Source organism: Micromonospora krabiensis, assembly GCF_900091425.1.
Lineage (GTDB): Bacteria > Actinomycetota > Actinomycetes > Mycobacteriales > Micromonosporaceae > Micromonospora > Micromonospora krabiensis.
Genome location: NZ_LT598496.1, coordinates 6,082,193 through 6,099,027, shown reverse-complemented (window position 1 = coordinate 6,099,027; position 16,835 = coordinate 6,082,193). Strand labels below are relative to the sequence as shown.

Here is a 16,835-nt window from a genome sequence, read left to right as displayed (position 1 = left end):
CGCCCGACGACTCCGGGGTGCCCGGCCGGTGGTCCGCTTCCCGCGTACGCTCATGCCGCTCCTCGCCGCGCCCGTTCACGACAGGTCCACGCAGACGTTGGTGAGTTCGGAGTAGAAGTCCAGCGAGTGGACCCCGCCCTCGCGCCCGATCCCGGACGCCTTCACCCCGCCGAACGGGGTGCGCAGGTCGCGCAGGAACCAGGTGTTGACCCAGACTATGCCGGCGTCGAGCCGGGCACCGGCCCGGTGCGCCCGGCCCACGTCGCGGGTCCACACCGTCGCCGCCAGCCCGTACTCGGTGCCGTTCGCGAGCGCGTACGCCTCCTCCTCGTCGTCGAAGGGGGCGACGTGGACGACCGGACCGAAGATCTCCTCGCGGTTGGTCCGGGCGTCCGGCCCGAGCCCGGTCAGCACGGTCGGCTGCACGTACGCGCCGCCGTCGCGGGCGTCGCCGAAGCGCGGCGTGCCACCCCCGGTCAGCACCTCGGCGCCCTCGGCCCGGGCCAGCTCGTAGTGGCCGAGCACCTTGGCCCGGTGGCCGTGCGAGATCAGCGGCATCGTGGCGGTGGCCTCGTCGGTCGGCCACCCGTACGCCAGCTCGCCGGCCCGCTTCGCCAACCGCGCGGTGAACTCCTCGAAGACCGGCCGCTGCACGTAGATGCGCTCGGTGCAGAGGCACACCTGGCCGCCGTTGGTGAAGCTGGACCGGATTGAGCCGGCCACGGCGGCGTCCAGGTCGGTGTCGGCGAAGACCAGGCCGGCGTTCTTGCCGCCCAACTCGAAGCTGACCGCCTTCACCCCGTCGGCGGCGGCGCGCATGATGGCGCTGCCGGTGGCCGACTCGCCGGTGAAGGTGATCGCGTCGACGCCGGGGTGCCGGGTGAGGAACTCGCCGGCCGAGTCCGGCCCGAAGCCGTGCACCAGGTTGAACACCCCGTCCGGGACGCCGGCCGCGGCCATCACCTCGGCCAGTAGCGTCGCGGACGCGGGGGTCTCCTCGCTGGGCTTCACCACCACCGCGTTGCCGCACGCCAGGGCCGGCGCCACCTTCCAGGTGAGCAGCAGCAGCGGCAGGTTCCACGGCACGATCACGGCCACCACGCCGACCGGCTTGCGGACGGCGTAGTTGAGTGCCCGGCCACCGGTGGGGGTGACGGTGGTGAACGACTCGGTGGGCGCGGTCGCGACGATCTCGGCGAAGGCCCGGAAGTTCGCGGCACCGCGCGGAATGTCCAGGGTGCGGGCCTGTGAGATCGACTTTCCGGTGTCGGCGACCTCGGCGGCGACCAGGTCGTCGAAGCGGCGCTCCAACTCGTCGGCGACGCGGCGCAGCACCTCGGCCCGCTCCCGCTCCCCCATCCGCCCCCAGGGGCCGCGCAGCGCGGCCCGGGCGGCGTTCACGGCGTCGTCCACACAGGATGCGTCGGCCTCGGCCACCTCGAACACCGGCTCACCGGTCACCGGGCTGCGCTTGATGAAGGTGCGGCCGGCGTCGACGAACTCGCCGCCCACGAAGTTGCGCAACAGGGGCGGGCCGTCCGGCGCCCGCCCGGTCATCAACCGTGGATCCCACCGGACCGTCATCGACGCCTCCCTCGCACGGCCGCGCCGACCGCGCCGGCCACCAGGGCCGCCGCGCCCGCGACGACCACACCCAACAGCCGGTGCTGCCGGCGCACCCGGCGGCGCACCTCCGCATACGGGGTGGTGGAGAACGACACCAGCTCGTACTGGGAGACGTACCGACCGGGCAGGGCCCGCTCCAGCGCGTGCTCGACCCGCTTGCGGGCCTGGAACAGCGGCGACGCGACCTTGTCCCGCATCTCCACGAAGTTGGTCAGGGCCATCCGGGCGATCGCCTCGGCGTTGCCCTGCCGGCGCTGCTGGAACAGCGGCAGGGCCGCCGCCCAGTCGTCGGCGCACTCGTCCAGGCAGCGGTCCAGCTCCACCACGTCCTCGAAGGCGCAGTTCGCGCCCTGGCCGTAGAACGGCACGATGGCGTGCGCCGCGTCGCCGAGCAGCCCGACCCGCCCGTCCACCTGCCAGGGCGTGCTGCGCACCGTGCCCAGCACGCCGACCGGGTTGTGCTGGTAGTCGTCCACCAGGTTCGGCGCGAGCGGGATCAGGTCCGGGTAGTGCTCGGCGAAGTGCCGCTCGATCGCCGCCGGGCTGCCCAGCGAGGCGAACGCCGCCGTGCCGTGGGTGGGCCAGAAGAGCGTGCAGGTGAAGGAGCGGTCCGGGTTCGGCAGGGCGATCATCATCGAGGTGCCGCGCGGCCAGATGTGCAGGGCGTCCGGGTCGAGCGCGAAGTCGCCGCCCAGCGGCGGGATGGTCAGCTCCTTGTATCCGTAGTCGAGGAAGTCCAGGCTCTCGGTGAGCAGCCCGTGGCCGACCAGCTGCCCGCGTACGGCCGAGCCGGCCCCGTCGGCGCCGAGCACCACCGCGGCGGTCTCGGTGACCTTGCCCTGCGGCGTCTCGAAGGTCATCTCCCCGGTGGCCGGGTCGAGCCCGACCAACCGGTGGTCGAACGCGATCCGCACCCCGGGCAGGGCCGACGCCGCGTCGAGCAGCGCGTTGTTCAGGGCACCCCGGCTGATCGAGTTGATCGCCCGATCGCCCGACGCGCTGTACGACTGGAACTGCGGCTCGCCCGCCACCGGGTGGATCATCCGGCCGCGCATCGGCAGCGCGTCGGCCATCACCTGCTCGTCGAGCCCGATGCGGCGCAGCGCGTCGAGGCCCCGCTCGGAGAGCGCCAGGTTGATCGAGCGTCCCCGCTCGATCCGTCCGGTACGCGGGTCGGGCCGCCGCTCGTACAGCGCCACCCGGTAGCCGCGCCGGGCCAGGAAACAGGCGGTCAGGCAGCCGGCCAGCCCGGCGCCGACGACCGCGATCTCCTCGTGTTCGGTCGTCATGAGTCGGCCTCCACCGTCGCGGCCAGCGCGTCGGCGACCCGCCAGCAGTCGTGGTACGTCGAGTACAGGGGCACCGGCGCGAACCGGACGATGTCCGGCTCCCGGGCGTCGGCGATCACACCGTGCTCGTGCCGCAGCCGCTTCGTCAACTCGTTGGCGCTGCCCACCCCGATCCGTACGGAGAGCTGGCAGCCCCGCCGCCGCGGGTCACGCGGGGTGACCACGGTCAGCGGCCGGCCGGCCGTCACCTCGTCGAGGAGCCGCTCCAGGTAACCGGTGAGCCGCAGGCTGCGTTCCCGCAGCGCCGGCATGCCCACCCGGTCGAAGAGCTCCAGCGAGGTCCGCACCGGGCCCATCGCGAAGATCGGCGGATTGGAGATCTGCCACGCCTCCACGGTGGCCGGTGGCCGGGAGGTCGGCGTCATCTCGAAGCGCGTCGCCGCCTCGGTGCTCCACCAGCCCTCGAAGCGGGGCAGCCGCGGGTCGCCGACGTGCCGCTCGTGCACGAAGACACCGGCCAGCGCGCCGGGACCGGAGTTCAGGTACTTGTACGAGCACCAGGCGGCGAAGTCCACGTCCCAGTCGTGCAGGGACAACGGGACGTTGCCGGCGGCGTGCGCGAGGTCCCAGCCGACCACCGCGCCCGCGGCCCGACCGGCCGCCGTGATCGCGGGAATGTCCATCAGCTCGCCGGTGAGGTAGTTGACCCCGCCCAGCAGCACCAGCGCCACGGTGTCGCCCTCGGCTGCCAGGAAGTCGCACACGTCGGAGGTGCGCAGGGTGTCCTCGCCGGGGCGGGGGCGCAGCCGGACCACCGTGCTGTCCGGGTCGAGGCCGTGGAAGCGGGCCTGGCTGCGGACGGCGTAGCTGTCCGAGGGGAAGGCGCTGTCCTCGATGACGATCCGCGTCCGCCGGCCCTGCGGGCGGTAGAAGCTGACCATCAGCAGGTGCAGGTTGACCGTGAGTGAGTTCATCACCACGGTCTCCGCCGGCAGGGCGCCGACCAGTCGCGCGGCGGGCAGCGTGAGCAGCTCGTGGTACGGCAGCCAGGGGCGCTCGGCCTCCAGGTGCCCCTCGACGCCGAGGCGGCTCCAGGCCTCCAGGTCGGCGAGGAGTTCCTCCCGGGTGGCCCGGGGCTGGAGGCCGAGGGAGTTGCCGGCCAGGTACGCGGCCTCGGCGTACCGTCCGCCGTCGGCGGGCGGCACGAGGAACAGGTGGCGGTGCCCGGGGTCGTCGGCGTCCAGCCGGTGCGCCTCGGCCTCCGTGGCGGCGAGGCGTGACGGTACGGGGTGGGGGGCGTTCATCGGGGTGTCTCGCTCTCCGGTCACATGCTGGTGCGGGCCGACCACAGCTCCGGGAAGACCACCCGGGCCATGCTGCGCTGCAGCCAGGCCAGCCCGGCGGACCCGCCGCTGCCGACCTTGGCGCCCATCGTCCGCTGCACCGCCTTGACGTGCTGCCACCGCCAGTCGCCGAACTGCTCGGCGACCTCGGTGAGCGCCTCACCGAGCAGGCGCAGGTGGTTGTCCGGACCGTTGTCGGAGTAGATCTCCACCCAGGCCGCCTCGACGCGCGGGTCGGCCTGGTGTTCGACGGCGACGTCCCGCTCCAGCAGCGCGGCGGGCAGGTCGAAGCCACGGCGGGCGAGCAGGGCGATCACGTCGTCCCAGAGGCTCGGCGCGGCCAGGGTGGCCGTCAGCTCCGCGTGGACCTCGGTCTGCCGGCGGAACGGCCGGATCAGCGCCGGATCGCGGAGGCCGAGCACGAACTCCAGGTGCCGGTACATCGCGGACTGGAAGCCGGACCCCTCGCCGAGCAGGTTGCGGAACCGGTTGAAGTCGGCCGGCGTCATCCAGCGCAGGCCCCGCCAGGCGGCGTTGAGCCCTTCCAGGTGCAGCCCGGCACGCCGCAGCGGCGCCAGCGCGTCCCACACCCGGTCCTCGCGGATCAGCCGCTGCGCCTCGCGCAGCTCGAACCGGGTCAGCCCGAAGTACAGCTCCATGATCTGGCTGACCATCAGGAAGGACATCTCACCGGGGTCGTCGCTGAGCGTCTGCTGCAACCCGTGCAGGGTGCTGGCGTGGGTGTACACGTCGTAGGGCACCCGCTCGGCGAACTCCAGCGTGGGCTCGCCACCGTTGCGCGCGGCCGTGGCCGCCCGCTGCCTGGGCGTGACCGGCCGCACCGCCGCGGTCGGCGTACGCTCCCGCAGCTCCGTCTGTTCCACCGTCGTCTCCTCCATGAACCGGATCAGGCCAATGATGGTCCGACCGGACGCGCGCACGGAATGCCGGATCAACGGCTCTGCGCGGTGCCGACCTGCCGCCCACAAGGCGCGAGGGCGGTTCGGGTTCAGGAAAGTAAGGTGGCCGCGTGGACGACATGGACTGGGCGCTGCTGCGGGAGTTGCAGGCCGACGCGCGCCTCTCCTTCAGCGAGCTCTCCCGCCGGGTGCACCTCTCACCGCCGGCGGTGGCCGAGCGCGTACGCCGGCTGGAGGAGTCCGGCGTCATCACCGGCTACCACGCCCGGGTGGACCTGAGCCGGGCCGGCCGCAGCGTGGTGGCCCTGATCCGCATGTCCTGCTACGGGTCGCGCTGCATCCTGCGCGACCCGGAGGTTGCCGACTGGCCGGAGATCCTGGAGATCCACCGGATCACCGGTGACGCGTGCAGCATGCTCAAGGTGGCGGCCGGCTCGATCGACGAGTTCGAGGGGGTCATCGACCGCCTCGCCCCGTACGGCCAGCCGTCCAGCACGATGGTGCTCTCCACCCCGCTGGACTGGCACCCGATCACCCCGCTGCCGCCGACCGCCGGCCCGGACGCCCCCGCCCCCGGCGGCCGGCGCCGCTGAGCCTCCCGGGTTAGCCGGCAGAGCAGGGGGAATGCACCGCGGGTCGCCCCAGCAGGACCGGTACACCGGTGCCGGGAGGGAGGATCATGCGGGGTCTGCGACCGGACGGTGGCGTGTTTCCCGCCCCGTCGATCATCATCAGGCTGCTCGGGGCGTTCGCCCTGATCGCGGCGTTCGTCCTGGTCGGCGCCGCGCCCGCGGGGGCGGGTGAGAACACGTTCGTCGAGGTGACGCCGAACAGCGTCCAGGCCGGCAGCCGGATCCACATCCGCGCCGGCTGCGACAACGACAACAACCGCGAGGCCGAGGTCACCTCGGACGCCTTCAACCGGGTGTTCCTCCGACCGGACAACGGCTTCCTGACCGGCTCGGCGACCGTGCCCAGCGACCGGGCGCCGGGGGACTATCCGGTCAACCTGCGCTGCAAGAACGGGAACACCGCCACCACCACGCTCACCGTGCTGAACATGGCGCAGCCCAGCAAGGGCCCCGCCACCGGCGGCGGTGGCACCGCGATGGGGCGGGGCACCGGCTCCCTGCTGCTGATCGGCGGGGTGGCGGTGGTGGGCGCCGCGGTGGCGCTCGGCATGGCGGGCAGCCGCCGACGGACCGGGCCGGGATCCTGACCAGGGGGCGTCGTGGCCCGCTCAGCCTCGCACCGCAGGCGTCCGGACCCGAGACGGTTCCGGGCGGTGACCCGGTCGGCCCTGCGCGCGTCCGGTCGGCTGGTGGTCCGCACGTCGGGCCGGATCCGACTGGTCGCCCGGCACGCGGTCGCGGCCAGCGTGCCGACCACCGACCCGAAGGCGCCGCCGCTGCGGCCCCGGCCGGCCGCCCGGGTCGCGCCCACACGCCGGATGAACCGTCGCGGTGGCCCCGGCGTGCCGGTGCTGGTGATCGCGACGCTCATGGTGCTGATCGTGGCGATGCTCGGCGTCGAGCGGGTCACCGGGCTCAACGTCCTGCCGGACCAGATCAGTGCCGGGCTCCGGCCGCCGCCGAAGAAGTTCCCGGTGCTGCCGGCGAGCCCACCGGTGGCGCTCACCATCCCGTCGATCGACGTACGGGCACCGGTGCACAACGTCGGCATCGCCGCGGACGGCAGCATCGGCGTCCCCGACGCGTCCCGGGCACAGGAGGCGGGCTGGTACGACCAGGGCCCCACCCCCGGCCAGTACGGACCGGCGGTGATCGTGGGCCACGTGGACACCACCACCGGACCGGCCGTCTTCCACGAACTGAAGGGGCTGCGCACCGGTGACCGGGTCGACGTACGCCGGTCAGACGGCACGGTGGCGGTCTTCGAGGTGACCTCGGTGGAGCGGTTCGACAAGGAGGAACTGCCCGTGGACGAGGTGTTCGGCGACTTCAGCCGCCCCAACCTGCGACTGATCACCTGCGGCGGGCGGTGGGTGGGCGGGGAGACCGGCTACGCGGACAACGTGGTGGTCTTCGCCTCGCTCGTGAAGGCGCGCCGGACGTGATCGGGCGCCACCGGGACCGGCCGGGCTCAGGCCGCCTCGGGTTCGCGCAAATCGAGCCAGTCGGCCCAGCGCGGGTCGGGCGCCCGGTGGCCGAGCACCCGCCAGGCGGTGCCCTTCGGGGGCGCGGGCAGCGAGTGCAGCCGCCAGCCCAGCTCGGCCGGGGTCTTGTCGCCCTTGGTGTGGTTGCACCGGGCGCAGGCGGCGACCACGTTCTCCCAGGCGTGCCGCCCACCGCGGCTGCGGGGGAAGACGTGGTCGATGGTCTCGGCCGGCCCCCGGCAGTAGGCGCACCGCCACCCGTCGCGGGCGAAGATCGCCCGGCGGGACAGGCCCACGTGGGTGCGGTAGGGCACCCGGACGAACCGGGTCAGGCGGACAACCGAGGGCACCGGCAGGGCGTCCCGGGCGCTGTGGAGGACACCGTCGCCGTCGGCGACGCAGACGGCCTTCGCGGAGAGGACGAGGATCGCGGCACGACGCACCGACACGACACACAGCGGCTCGTAGGTGGCATTGAGGACCAGCGCACCGGAGCCCACCGCGGGTCGTATGTCAGGCATCGCGATCACCCTCCCGGTTCAGCGGGCCACCGCCGCGGCCGTCGACCGGAACCGGGCACGACGGCCCACACGGTCGACGCCGGTCGGATCACCGACGTCCGTTGCGCCAATAGTCCCTGATCGGACCCCGGATTGCACGTACTAATCCGGGGTCCCTCCGGAAGCGGTCCGCGGGCCTGGCAAGATGACCGGTTTTACCCTCGTCCGTTCACCGGTGCGTCATCCGCGGGCGGGCGGCCGTCACCCGCCGGTGGGTCGGCGGCGGCGCGGCCGGACCCTTGCGGTACGAAAGCAGGGTGAGTGCCGCCGGACTGATGCTTTCCGCCCTGCCCGCCGCCAACCAGCCCGACTGCCAGGGCAGCACCTCCTGCGAGTGGCTGTTCAGCGTCACCAAGTCGGCCTGGTTCGCCGAGGGCAGCTACTGGATCCTGTTGAAGCCGCTGCGCGTGCTGCTGATCATCCTGGTGGCGTTCGTGGCCCGCTGGGCGCTGCACCGGGCGATCAACCGGCTGGTGCGGACCACCACCGACGCCGGGGTGCCGACGATGCTGCGGCCGCTGCGCGAACGGATCCCCACCGCGGCGGCGGAGCCCGGCGAGTTCATCCCGGAGCGGCGACGGCAGCGGGCCGAGGCCATCGGCTCGGTGCTGCGCAGCATGACGACGGCGTTCATCTTCGGCATCGCGCTGCTGATGATCCTGCGCGAGTTCAGCTTCGACCTGGCGCCGTTGCTGGCCAGCGCCGGAATCGCCGGCGTGGCCCTCGGGTTCGGCGCGCAGAGCCTGGTCAAGGACCTCATCGCCGGCCTGTTCATGCTCATCGAGGACCAGTACGGCGTCGGCGACACGGTCGACCTCGGCGAGGCGACCGGCGTGGTCGAGTCGGTCGGGCTGCGGGTCACCACCGTCCGCGACGGGCGCGGCGTGCTCTGGTACATCCGCAACGGCGAGATCATCCGCGTCGGTAACAAGAGCCAGGGCTGGGCGCTGGTGGTGGTGGACCTGCCGATCGGGTTCGCCGGCACCGAGGAGGCGACCGCGGTGCTGCGTACGGCGGCGGCCTCCGTCGCGGTCGACCCGGAGCTGGCGCCGGAGATCGTCGAGGCGCCCGAGGTGCTGGGCGTCGAGCAGATGACGGTCGACGGCGCGGTGATCCGCACGGTGGTGAAGACGACCGCCGACGGTCAGTTCGCGGTGGGCCGGGAGTTGCGGCGACGGTTGGCCGAGGCGCTGGAGAACTCCGGGATCACCGCGCAGATCGCCGCCGCCCGGCTCTACCCGGGCGTACCGACCCGGCCGCCGGCCTCCGCCGAGGACGGGCGCGGCGGGGCCACCTGAGCCCGGTTTCCGACTGACCGACAATCCAGGGGGGTCGCGGCCACGCGGCCCCTCAGGTATCGTCCGTTCGTTCAGTCGGAGATGCGACGATCTATCCGTTCGCCCTAGCCAGTTGTCAGACGATCGGGCAGAATCCGGGGCACGCGTTCCCGTCGAAGCGTGCTGGCGTCCTCGCTGATCCCTAGATCTGACGACGGTTCCCGGGGCCGACGCCGTCACGAGTGGCGCCCCGGGGAACGATGGAGGCGACGGTGTCCGACGAGCGACCCTCACCGGAAGGGCAAGCCACCTTCCGCGAGGTCTTCGCCCAGCGGGAGTTCCGGGCGGTCTTCACGGCCGGCGCCCTGTCCTGGGTCGGCGACTACCTCGCCAAGGCCGCTGTCACCCTGCTCGTCTACCAGACGACCTCCTCCATCGCGCTCTCCGCGGCCGCCTTCGCGGTCAGCTACCTGCCGTGGTTGGCCGGCGGCCCGCTGCTCGCGGCGCTCGCCGAGCGCTATCCGTACCGCCGGGTCATGGTCGCCTGCGACCTGATCCGGATGGTGCTGATGCTGCTCATCGCCATCCCGGGCCTGCCGGTCCCCGCCGTGCTGGTGCTGCTCTTCCTCGCCACCCTGGCCAACCCGCCGAGCCAGGCGGCCAAGTCGGCGCTGCTGCCGCAGATCCTCGCGGGTGACCGGCTGGTGCTCGGGTTGTCGCTCAACGCCAGCGTCAGCCAGGCCTGTCAGATCCTCGGCTACCTCCTGGGCGCCGCGATCGGCTCGCTCAGCCCGGTCGCGGCGCTGCTGATCAACGCGCTCACCTTCGCCGCCTCGGCGGTCCTGGTCCGCGTCGGCGTCCGAGAGCGGCCGCCGGCGCTGAGCCCGGCGCACCGCACCCACCTGATCCGGGAGACCGCCGAGGGGTTCAAGATCGTATTCGGCACGCCGGTGCTGCGGGCGATCGCCGTGCTGGTGTTCAGCGCGATGCTCTTCTCGATCGTGCCGGAGGGCCTGGCCGCGGCCTGGGCCAACAACCGTCCCGACGAAAAGATCAACGCGGGCGTCGCGCAGGCCGTCATCATGGCCGCCACCCCCGTCGGGTTCATCCTCGGCGGGTTGCTGATCGGCCGGGCGGTCGGGCCGGCGCGGCGGCTGACCCTGCTGCGGCCGCTGGCGGTGATCGCCCCGCTGACCCTGGTGCCCGCCCTGCTCAACCCGCCGCCGTGGGTGGTGGCCCTGCTCGCCGCGGCCTGCGGCTTCGCCGTCGCCGGGATGCTGCCGACGGCCAACGGGCTCTTCGTCCGGGCCCTGCCGAACGCGTTCCGCGCCCGCGCCTTCGGCGTGATGGCCACCGGGGTCCAGGTCATCCAGGGGCTGGCCGTGCTGGTCACCGGCGTCCTCGCGGACCGCTTCAACCTCCCGCGCGTGGTCGGACTCTGGAGCATCGCCGGGGCCGTGCTGATGATGGTCGTCGTCCTGCGCTGGCCGAGCCGGGAGACCGTGGACGCCGCCGTGGCGGCGGCGAGCGCGGCGAACGAGGGGACGACCGCCCCGGACACCGCGCAGGGCTCGACCGAGGTGCGGCCCCGTCCCACCAGCGACCCGGCGCCCGGGCAACCGGGCGAGGCCGGCCGACGCCGGCACGCCGTCACCTGAAGCCCCCCACGAAGCCGCCGGGGCCCTACGGGCCGACTCAGCGGCGCCGTGACCCGACGCACAGCCGTCGCCGGGCGTCCAGGACGGTCCGCCCGCCGAGTGCCTGGCAGGATGGAACGGTGAACCCCGCAGGCGAATCCGACCGCGCCCGGCCGTCGATGACGCTCTTCGAGGCGATCGGCGGCGAGCCCACCTTCCGCAAGCTGGTGGACGAGTTCTACGCCGGCGTCGCCACCGACCCGCTGCTGCGGCCGATGTACCCGGAGGAGGACCTGGGACCGGCGGCCGACCGCCTGACCCTCTTCCTGATCCAGTACTGGGGCGGCCCCAACACCTACTCGTCCCAGCGCGGCCACCCGCGACTGCGGATGCGGCACGCGCCGTTCCGGATCGGGGCGGCGGAGCGGGACGCCTGGTTGCTGCACATGCGCCGGGCGGTCGACCGACTCGACCTGCCCGCGGACCACGCCACCGCGCTCTGGGACTACCTGGAGCGGGCCGCGTACTTCATGGTGAACGTGATGGAGGATCCGGCCTGACGGGCGGACGGACGCCGGCGGCGGTCGGCCACCGCGCCGGCCGGGGGTCAGAGCAGGGCGCCCTCGTCGTGCAGCCAGTCCACGAAGCTGGTCGCCACGGCGGCGCCGCAGTCGAGCATCTCGACCAGGAGCGCGTCGTGCGTGCCGGCGCCCAGGGGCACCTGCAGTTCCGCGTAGATGGGCAGCTGCCCGCGCTCGGTCGGGTCGCCGATGTAGGCCTTGCAGAACCGGCGGGTGTGGTTCCACTCGTTGACCACCCGGTAGGCCCGGTCGGCCCAGTCGGGCGGGACCGTCGCGTGTGGACGTGCCCGCATGACCAGGATCTCGTCCTCCGGCCCCTCCAGGGTGACCAGCACGGCGTGCCGCTCCCACATGGCCAGCAGGTTGCCGTCGCCGTCGGCGAGGTAGCGCACGTCGAGCAGGTCCAGCGCGTCGCAGACCCGGCTCAGCGTGACCGGCTCGACGGTGGCGGGCATTCCCGCGATCACGGTGCGGTCGTTGGTCGTGCAGTCGTCTCCCGGTTGGCGCGGGGTCGGTGGCCCGACCCGGACGCTGTCCTCCACTGTGATCCCGCTCCGACTCTCCGGATCGCCGCCGCCGGCCGGACCCGGGCGCCATGACCACCACGGCATCGCTCGCGCACCTCACTCCCCAGCGGATCCAGCCGCCTACCGTGCGTTGGATCCGAGGATGGACGGTACCCGGACAGCCGGGTTGAGGCATCCCCCCAACGGTCGCCCCAAACCAGAAGGACGACCATGGGTCACCCGTTCGGACGACCCGCCAGGGGCGTCAGGGCAAGATCGGTGGCCTTCTGCGACCAGGCCGCTCCGTAAGGTCCCACCAACCCGACCCATCGGCCGGCGACGCGCACCTGGACGTCGGCGGGCGGGCTCGCGGCGTCGGCGGGCGGGGCGGCCGCGTCGGCGTGCCCGCCGACACCCGGAGAACCCAGGAAACCCATCCGGACCAGTCCCTGGACCAGCCGCTGCGACACCTCGACCGGCGGCCCGGGTGGGTCGTCCGGGGTGACCAGCACGGCCACGTGGTCGAGCAGGGCGTCCCGCAGCGCGCGCTGCCCCACCACCCGGCCCGCCACCCCGTGCTCGGTCGCGTCGCGCAGCGCACCGGCGGCGGCCCGGGCGATCCGCCACACGTCCCCGGCGGGAAGTTTCTCCACCCGCCGACTGGCCGCTGGCGGCAGCGGCCAGCGCCACTCCCCGTCCCGCCGGGACGGCAGGGCCGGGCCGGACCGCTCCAGCTCGGCCAGCAGCTCGGCGGCGGCCACGGTGACGTCGCCCGGGCCCGCCCCGGCGACCGTCCGGACCACCAGCACCTGCCACGGCAGCCGCGCCCAGAGCGCGGTGCGGTCGCCGCCGGCCGGGCGGAGCCGGACCGGGAGCGCCGGATCGAGCCGGACCAGCCGGGCCAGGAACGCCCCAGCGTCGGCGACCCCGGTGATCCCGTGCCCGCCGGCCACCACGCCACCGCCGGCGCGGCCCGCCGGACCGGCGGCGCCCTGGGCGCTCACGCGGCGCCGCCGGGGGCGTACCCGAGCAGGAACGCCCGCTCCTGGTCGGTGAGCCGCCGGGGCAGCTGCCGGTCCAGGTCGAACGGCACGAGCACCGAACGGGCCCGACTCGCCAGCACCTCGCCGTCGAAGAGCTCGTAGGCGACGGTGAACCGGGACGGCCGGATCTCCTCCACCCAGAGCTCGATGCGTACGGTCGGCGCCACCTCGACGGTGCGCGGCCCGACGTCGTAGCCCACCGGGCGGAGGTAGTCGACCTCGTGCCGGCGGATCACCACGCCGGCCCCGAACGACTCGACCCCAGCCGCCCGGCCACCGGCGAACATCAACGCCACCCGCGCCTCCTCGTAGAGCGAGAGGAAGCGCGAGTTGTTGACGTGGCCGAACGCGTCCAGGTCGGACCAGCGGAGGGTGCAGTGGTAGACGAACCGGTCACTCACGGGTTGACACCCCGTCCGTCGTGCTCAGTCGCGGGTCAGCTTGCGGTACGTCACCCGGTGCGGCCGCGCCGCCTCGGCACCGAGCCGGTCGACCTTGTTCTTCTCGTACGCCTCGAAGTTGCCCTCGAACCAGAACCACTTCGCCGGGTTCTGGTCGTCGCCCTCCCAGGCCAGGATGTGCGTGGCGACGCGGTCGAGGAACATCCGGTCGTGCGAGATGACCACGGCGCAGCCGGGGAACTCCAGCAGCGCGTTCTCCAGGCTGGAGAGCGTCTCCACGTCCAGGTCGTTGGTCGGCTCGTCGAGCAGGATCACATTGCCGCCGATCTTCAGCGTCAACGCGAGGTTGAGCCGGTTGCGCTCGCCGCCGGAGAGCACCTTGGTCGGCTTCTGCTGGTCCGGGCCCTTGAAGCCGAACGCCGCGATGTACGCCCGGGACGGCATCTCGACCTTGCCCACCATCAGGTGGTCCAGCCCGTCGGAGACGACCTCCCAGACGGTCTTGTCACCGTCGAGGCCCTGCCGGTTCTGGTCGACGTACGACAGCGAGACGGTCTCGCCGACCCGGACGCTGCCGCTGGTCGGCTGCTCCAGCCCGACGATGGTCTTGAACAGGGTGGTCTTGCCGACGCCGTTCGGGCCGATGATGCCGACGATGCCGTTACGGGGCAGCGAGAACGACAGGTTGTCGATCAGCAGCCGGTCGCCGAAGCCCTTGCTCAGGCCCTGCGCCTCGATGACCGTATTGCCCAGGCGCGGGCCCGGCGGGATCTGGATCTCCTCGAAGTCCAGCTTCCGGGTCTTCTCCGCCTCGGCGGCCATCTCGTCGTAGCGGTCGAGCCGGGCCTTGGACTTGGTCTGCCGCGCCTTGGCGTTGGAGCGGACCCACTCCAGCTCCTCGGTGAGGCGCTTCTTCATCTTGGCGTCGCGGCGACCCTCGACGGCCAGGCGGGCGGCCTTCTTCTCCAGGTAGGTGGAGTAGTTGCCCTCGTAGGGGTAGGCCCGGCCCCGGTCCAGTTCGAGGATCCAGTTGGCCACGTTGTCGAGGAAGTAGCGGTCGTGGGTGATGGCCAGGACGGTGCCGGCGTACTTGGCCAGGTGCTGCTCCAGCCACTGCACGCTCTCGGCGTCCAGGTGGTTGGTGGGCTCGTCGAGCAGCAGCAGGTCGGGCGCCTCCAGCAGCAGCTTGCACAGCGCCACCCGGCGGCGCTCACCACCGGAGAGCTTGGTGACGTCGGCGTCCGGCGGCGGGCAACGCAGCGCGTCCATGGCCAGTTCGAGCTTGGAGTCGATGTCCCACGCGTCGGCGGTGTCCAGCTCCTCCTGGAGCCGGCCCATCTCCTCCATCAGCTCGTCGGAGTAGTCCGTCGCCATCTGCTCGGCGATCTTGTTGAACCGCTCCAGCTTGGCCTTGATCTCGGCGACCGCCTCCTCGACGTTGCCCAGCACGGTCTTGGCGTCGTTGAGCGGCGGCTCCTGGGCGAGCATGCCGACGGTGAATCCGGGCATGAGCCGCGCCTCGCCGTTGCTCGGCCGGTCCAGCCCTGCCATGATCTTGAGGAGGCTGGACTTACCGGCACCGTTCGGGCCGACCACACCGATCTTGGCCCCGGGCAGGAAGTTCAGCGTCACGTTGTCCAGCACGACCTTGTCGCCGTGCGCCTTGCGCGCCTTCTCCAGGACGTAGATGAACTGGGCCACGGTGCGGGCTACCTCCGTCGGTTGCGATCGCGAGCTGCGGGTGCGGGGCGCGGCTGGGCCGTCCGCCCACCGCCGCCGGCCGGGAGCCGGCCGCACGCACGCCGTCGTCAATCCTGACAGGTACGGGCCGCTGCGCCCACATCACCCCGCCCGGGGCGGCCACGGCGAGCCGGATTCCCGCCCGGACCGGTCGCCCGGCGCCCCGCCGGACCCGACCGGTGGGACGGGAACGCGACCCATGGGATTGCCGCCATCGACGCCGCGACCAGGCGCTTGTTGACAAGATCACCCCATGGGTTGGACGCACGCGGGGCGGGTAGGGAACTCCGGCACGGGGTCCCAGACGCCGCAGCTACGCTCAGTACGCTCATTCGCGGTTGACCCGTCAGCACCCGGAGGTGGCCGAACGTGACCGTCCGCAGCTCCTTTGTCGTAGTGGCGAACCGCCTGCCGGTCGACGAGGTGAGCACACCCGACGGGCGGCAGTGGCGACGCAGCCCCGGCGGGCTGGTGACCGCGCTGCACCCCGTCCTCGCCGAGCACCAGGGCACCTGGGTCGGATGGGCCGGTGGCACCGGCGCCGCTCCCGACCCGTTCGACCTGGAGGGCATCCGTCTGCACCCGGTCCCGCTGAGCGCCGAGGAGTTGGAGCGCTACTACGAGGGGCAGTCCAACGCCACCATCTGGCCGCTCTACCACGACGCGGTCGAGACACCGGCCTACAAGCGCCGCTGGCGCGAGGCGTACCGGCTGGTCAACGCCCGGTTCGCGGAGGCCGCGGCGGACGTCGCGGCCGAGGGCGCGACGGTGTGGGTGCAGGACTACCAGCTCCAACTCGTGCCCGCGATGCTCCGGGAGCTGCGGCCCGACCTGCGGATCGGGTTCTTCCTGCACATCCCGTTCCCGCCGATCGAGCTGTTCATGCAGATGCCCTTCCGCACCGAGATCCTGCGGGGCCTGCTCGGCGCCGACCTGGTCGGGTTCCAGCAGCGGCTGGCGGCGCAGAACTTCGTCCGGCTGGCCCGGCACCTGCTCGGGCTGCGCTACGAGGGGCAGATGATCCAGGTCGACGGCCGTCAGGTGAAGGCCGGGGCGTTCCCCATCTCGATCGACACGAGGGAGATGGAGCGGATGGCCGCCGACCCGGCCGTCCAGGCCCGGGCCAAGGAGATCCGTGAGGAGCTGGGCAACCCGAAGACGATCATCCTGGGCGTCGACCGGCTCGACTACACGAAGGGCATCGAGCTTCGTCTGAAGGCCTTCCGGGAACTGCTCGCCGACGGCAAGCTGAGTGTTCCGGACGCCGTCATGGTGCAGGTGGCCACCCCGAGCCGCGAGCGGGTGGAGCACTACCAGGCCCTCCGTGTCAAGGTGGAACGCGAGGTTGGTCGGATTAATGGCGAATTCGGCAGGGTGGGCGTGCCGGCGGTGCATTATCTGCATCAGTCGTACAGTCGCAGCGAACTCGCCGCGATGTACGTCGCCGCGGACGTGATGATGGTGACCCCGCTGCGAGACGGGATGAATCTGGTGGCCAAGGAGTACGTCGCGTCGCGCGCCGACCAGGGCGGCGCGCTCGTGCTCAGTGAGTTCGCCGGCGCAGCCACCGAGCTGCGCCAGGCATTTTTGTGCAATCCGCACGACCCTGACGCGGTCAAGGACGCCCTGCTGCGGGCCGTGCACGTGGAGAAGCCGGAGGCCCGCCGCAGGATGCGGACGATGCAGCGCCACCTACGAACCAACGACGTCGGCCACTGGGCCAAGTCGTTCCTCACCGAGCTCGGCGTGCCGGAGGCGGAGGCCGCGTGAGCACGACCGTTTCCGGCGGCCCCGTC

The 16,835-nt window shown here is 72.6% G+C and carries 16 protein-coding genes; 7 read left to right on the top strand and 9 right to left on the bottom strand.

Annotated elements, in window-relative coordinates; genetic code table 11:
* Window positions 1–75: 75 nt before the first annotated feature.
* The 4 genes from GA0070620_RS28040 to GA0070620_RS28025 are packed head-to-tail and all read right to left on the bottom strand — an operon-like array spanning window position 76 to window position 5,142.
* Entirely contained in the window at window positions 76–1,557 is a 1,482-nt protein-coding gene (locus tag GA0070620_RS28040) for a 2-hydroxymuconic semialdehyde dehydrogenase (protein ID WP_091599488.1), read from the bottom strand.
* A 23-nt stretch (window positions 1,558–1,580) separates the two neighbouring features.
* Window positions 1,581–2,915 (bottom strand): FAD-dependent oxidoreductase, encoded by a 1,335-nt coding sequence (locus tag GA0070620_RS28035; RefSeq protein WP_091595792.1) that lies wholly within the window; start codon window positions 2,913–2,915, stop codon window positions 1,581–1,583.
* Window positions 2,912–4,219: a kynureninase gene (kynU, locus tag GA0070620_RS28030; RefSeq protein ID WP_091595790.1), complete on the bottom strand. Its 1,308-nt coding sequence runs from the start codon at window positions 4,217–4,219 to the stop codon at window positions 2,912–2,914. The genes GA0070620_RS28035 and kynU overlap by 4 nt, the downstream gene beginning before the upstream one ends.
* A 20-nt stretch (window positions 4,220–4,239) precedes the next feature.
* A complete protein-coding gene (locus GA0070620_RS28025) occupies window positions 4,240–5,142 on the bottom strand; it encodes a tryptophan 2,3-dioxygenase (RefSeq protein ID WP_091599486.1) in 903 nt (300 codons plus the stop codon).
* Window positions 5,143–5,288: 146 nt separating this feature from the next.
* Here GA0070620_RS28025 and GA0070620_RS28020 point away from each other — a divergent pair, with 146 nt between their 5' ends.
* The 3 genes from GA0070620_RS28020 to GA0070620_RS28010 all read left to right on the top strand — a co-directional run bounded on the left by GA0070620_RS28020 (window position 5,289) and on the right by GA0070620_RS28010 (window position 7,255).
* The gene (locus GA0070620_RS28020; RefSeq protein ID WP_091595788.1) at window positions 5,289–5,771 is read left to right on the top strand and encodes an Lrp/AsnC family transcriptional regulator; all 483 of its coding nucleotides are present in this window, start codon (window positions 5,289–5,291) and stop codon (window positions 5,769–5,771) included.
* An 86-nt stretch (window positions 5,772–5,857) separates the two neighbouring features.
* A complete protein-coding gene (locus GA0070620_RS28015; RefSeq protein ID WP_231921995.1) occupies window positions 5,858–6,397 on the top strand; it encodes a hypothetical protein in 540 nt (179 codons plus the stop codon).
* Between the two features lie 81 nt (window positions 6,398–6,478).
* On the top strand, window positions 6,479–7,255 hold the full coding sequence (locus GA0070620_RS28010; RefSeq protein WP_091599480.1) for a class F sortase: 777 nt from the start codon (window positions 6,479–6,481) through the stop codon (window positions 7,253–7,255).
* 26 nt (window positions 7,256–7,281) lie between these two features.
* Here the strand turns inward: GA0070620_RS28010 and GA0070620_RS28005 are convergent, their stop codons facing one another.
* Window positions 7,282–7,815 carry an HNH endonuclease gene (locus GA0070620_RS28005; protein WP_091599477.1) on the bottom strand — a complete coding sequence of 178 codons (534 nt, stop codon included), beginning with the start codon at window positions 7,813–7,815 and terminating at the stop codon, window positions 7,282–7,284.
* A gap of 314 nt (window positions 7,816–8,129) precedes the next feature.
* On the opposite strand from GA0070620_RS28005, the gene GA0070620_RS28000 reads away from it, so the two are divergent.
* The 3 genes from GA0070620_RS28000 (at window position 8,130) to GA0070620_RS27990 (ending at window position 11,328) form a co-directional block, all read left to right on the top strand.
* Window positions 8,130–9,152 carry a mechanosensitive ion channel family protein gene (locus GA0070620_RS28000; RefSeq protein WP_231922488.1) on the top strand — a complete coding sequence of 341 codons (1,023 nt, stop codon included), beginning with the start codon at window positions 8,130–8,132 and terminating at the stop codon, window positions 9,150–9,152.
* A 239-nt stretch (window positions 9,153–9,391) separates the two neighbouring features.
* On the top strand, window positions 9,392–10,789 hold the full coding sequence (locus GA0070620_RS27995; protein WP_091595784.1) for an MFS transporter: 1,398 nt from the start codon (window positions 9,392–9,394) through the stop codon (window positions 10,787–10,789).
* 158 nt (window positions 10,790–10,947) lie between these two features.
* A complete protein-coding gene (locus tag GA0070620_RS27990; RefSeq protein ID WP_172836627.1) occupies window positions 10,948–11,328 on the top strand; it encodes a globin in 381 nt (126 codons plus the stop codon).
* Between the two features lie 47 nt (window positions 11,329–11,375).
* Here GA0070620_RS27990 and GA0070620_RS27985 read toward each other — a convergent pair whose 3' ends face one another.
* The 4 genes from GA0070620_RS27985 to ettA form a co-directional block, all read right to left on the bottom strand.
* On the bottom strand, window positions 11,376–11,960 hold the full coding sequence (locus GA0070620_RS27985) for a type III secretion system chaperone family protein (RefSeq protein ID WP_091595780.1): 585 nt from the start codon (window positions 11,958–11,960) through the stop codon (window positions 11,376–11,378).
* 131 nt (window positions 11,961–12,091) lie between these two features.
* Window positions 12,092–12,859 (bottom strand): hypothetical protein, encoded by a 768-nt coding sequence (locus GA0070620_RS27980; protein ID WP_172836518.1) that lies wholly within the window; start codon window positions 12,857–12,859, stop codon window positions 12,092–12,094.
* Entirely contained in the window at window positions 12,856–13,299 is a 444-nt protein-coding gene (locus GA0070620_RS27975; protein WP_091595778.1) for an acyl-CoA thioesterase, read from the bottom strand. Before GA0070620_RS27975 ends, GA0070620_RS27980 begins: the two co-directional genes overlap by 4 nt.
* A 24-nt stretch (window positions 13,300–13,323) precedes the next feature.
* Complete coding sequence (gene ettA / locus GA0070620_RS27970; RefSeq protein ID WP_091595776.1) at window positions 13,324–15,000, bottom strand: energy-dependent translational throttle protein EttA; 1,677 nt, start codon at window positions 14,998–15,000, stop codon at window positions 13,324–13,326.
* A gap of 408 nt (window positions 15,001–15,408) precedes the next feature.
* Here ettA and GA0070620_RS27965 point away from each other — a divergent pair, with 408 nt between their 5' ends.
* The gene (locus tag GA0070620_RS27965) at window positions 15,409–16,809 is read left to right on the top strand and encodes an alpha,alpha-trehalose-phosphate synthase (UDP-forming) (RefSeq protein ID WP_091595774.1); all 1,401 of its coding nucleotides are present in this window, start codon (window positions 15,409–15,411) and stop codon (window positions 16,807–16,809) included.
* Window positions 16,810–16,835 lie beyond the last annotated feature (26 nt).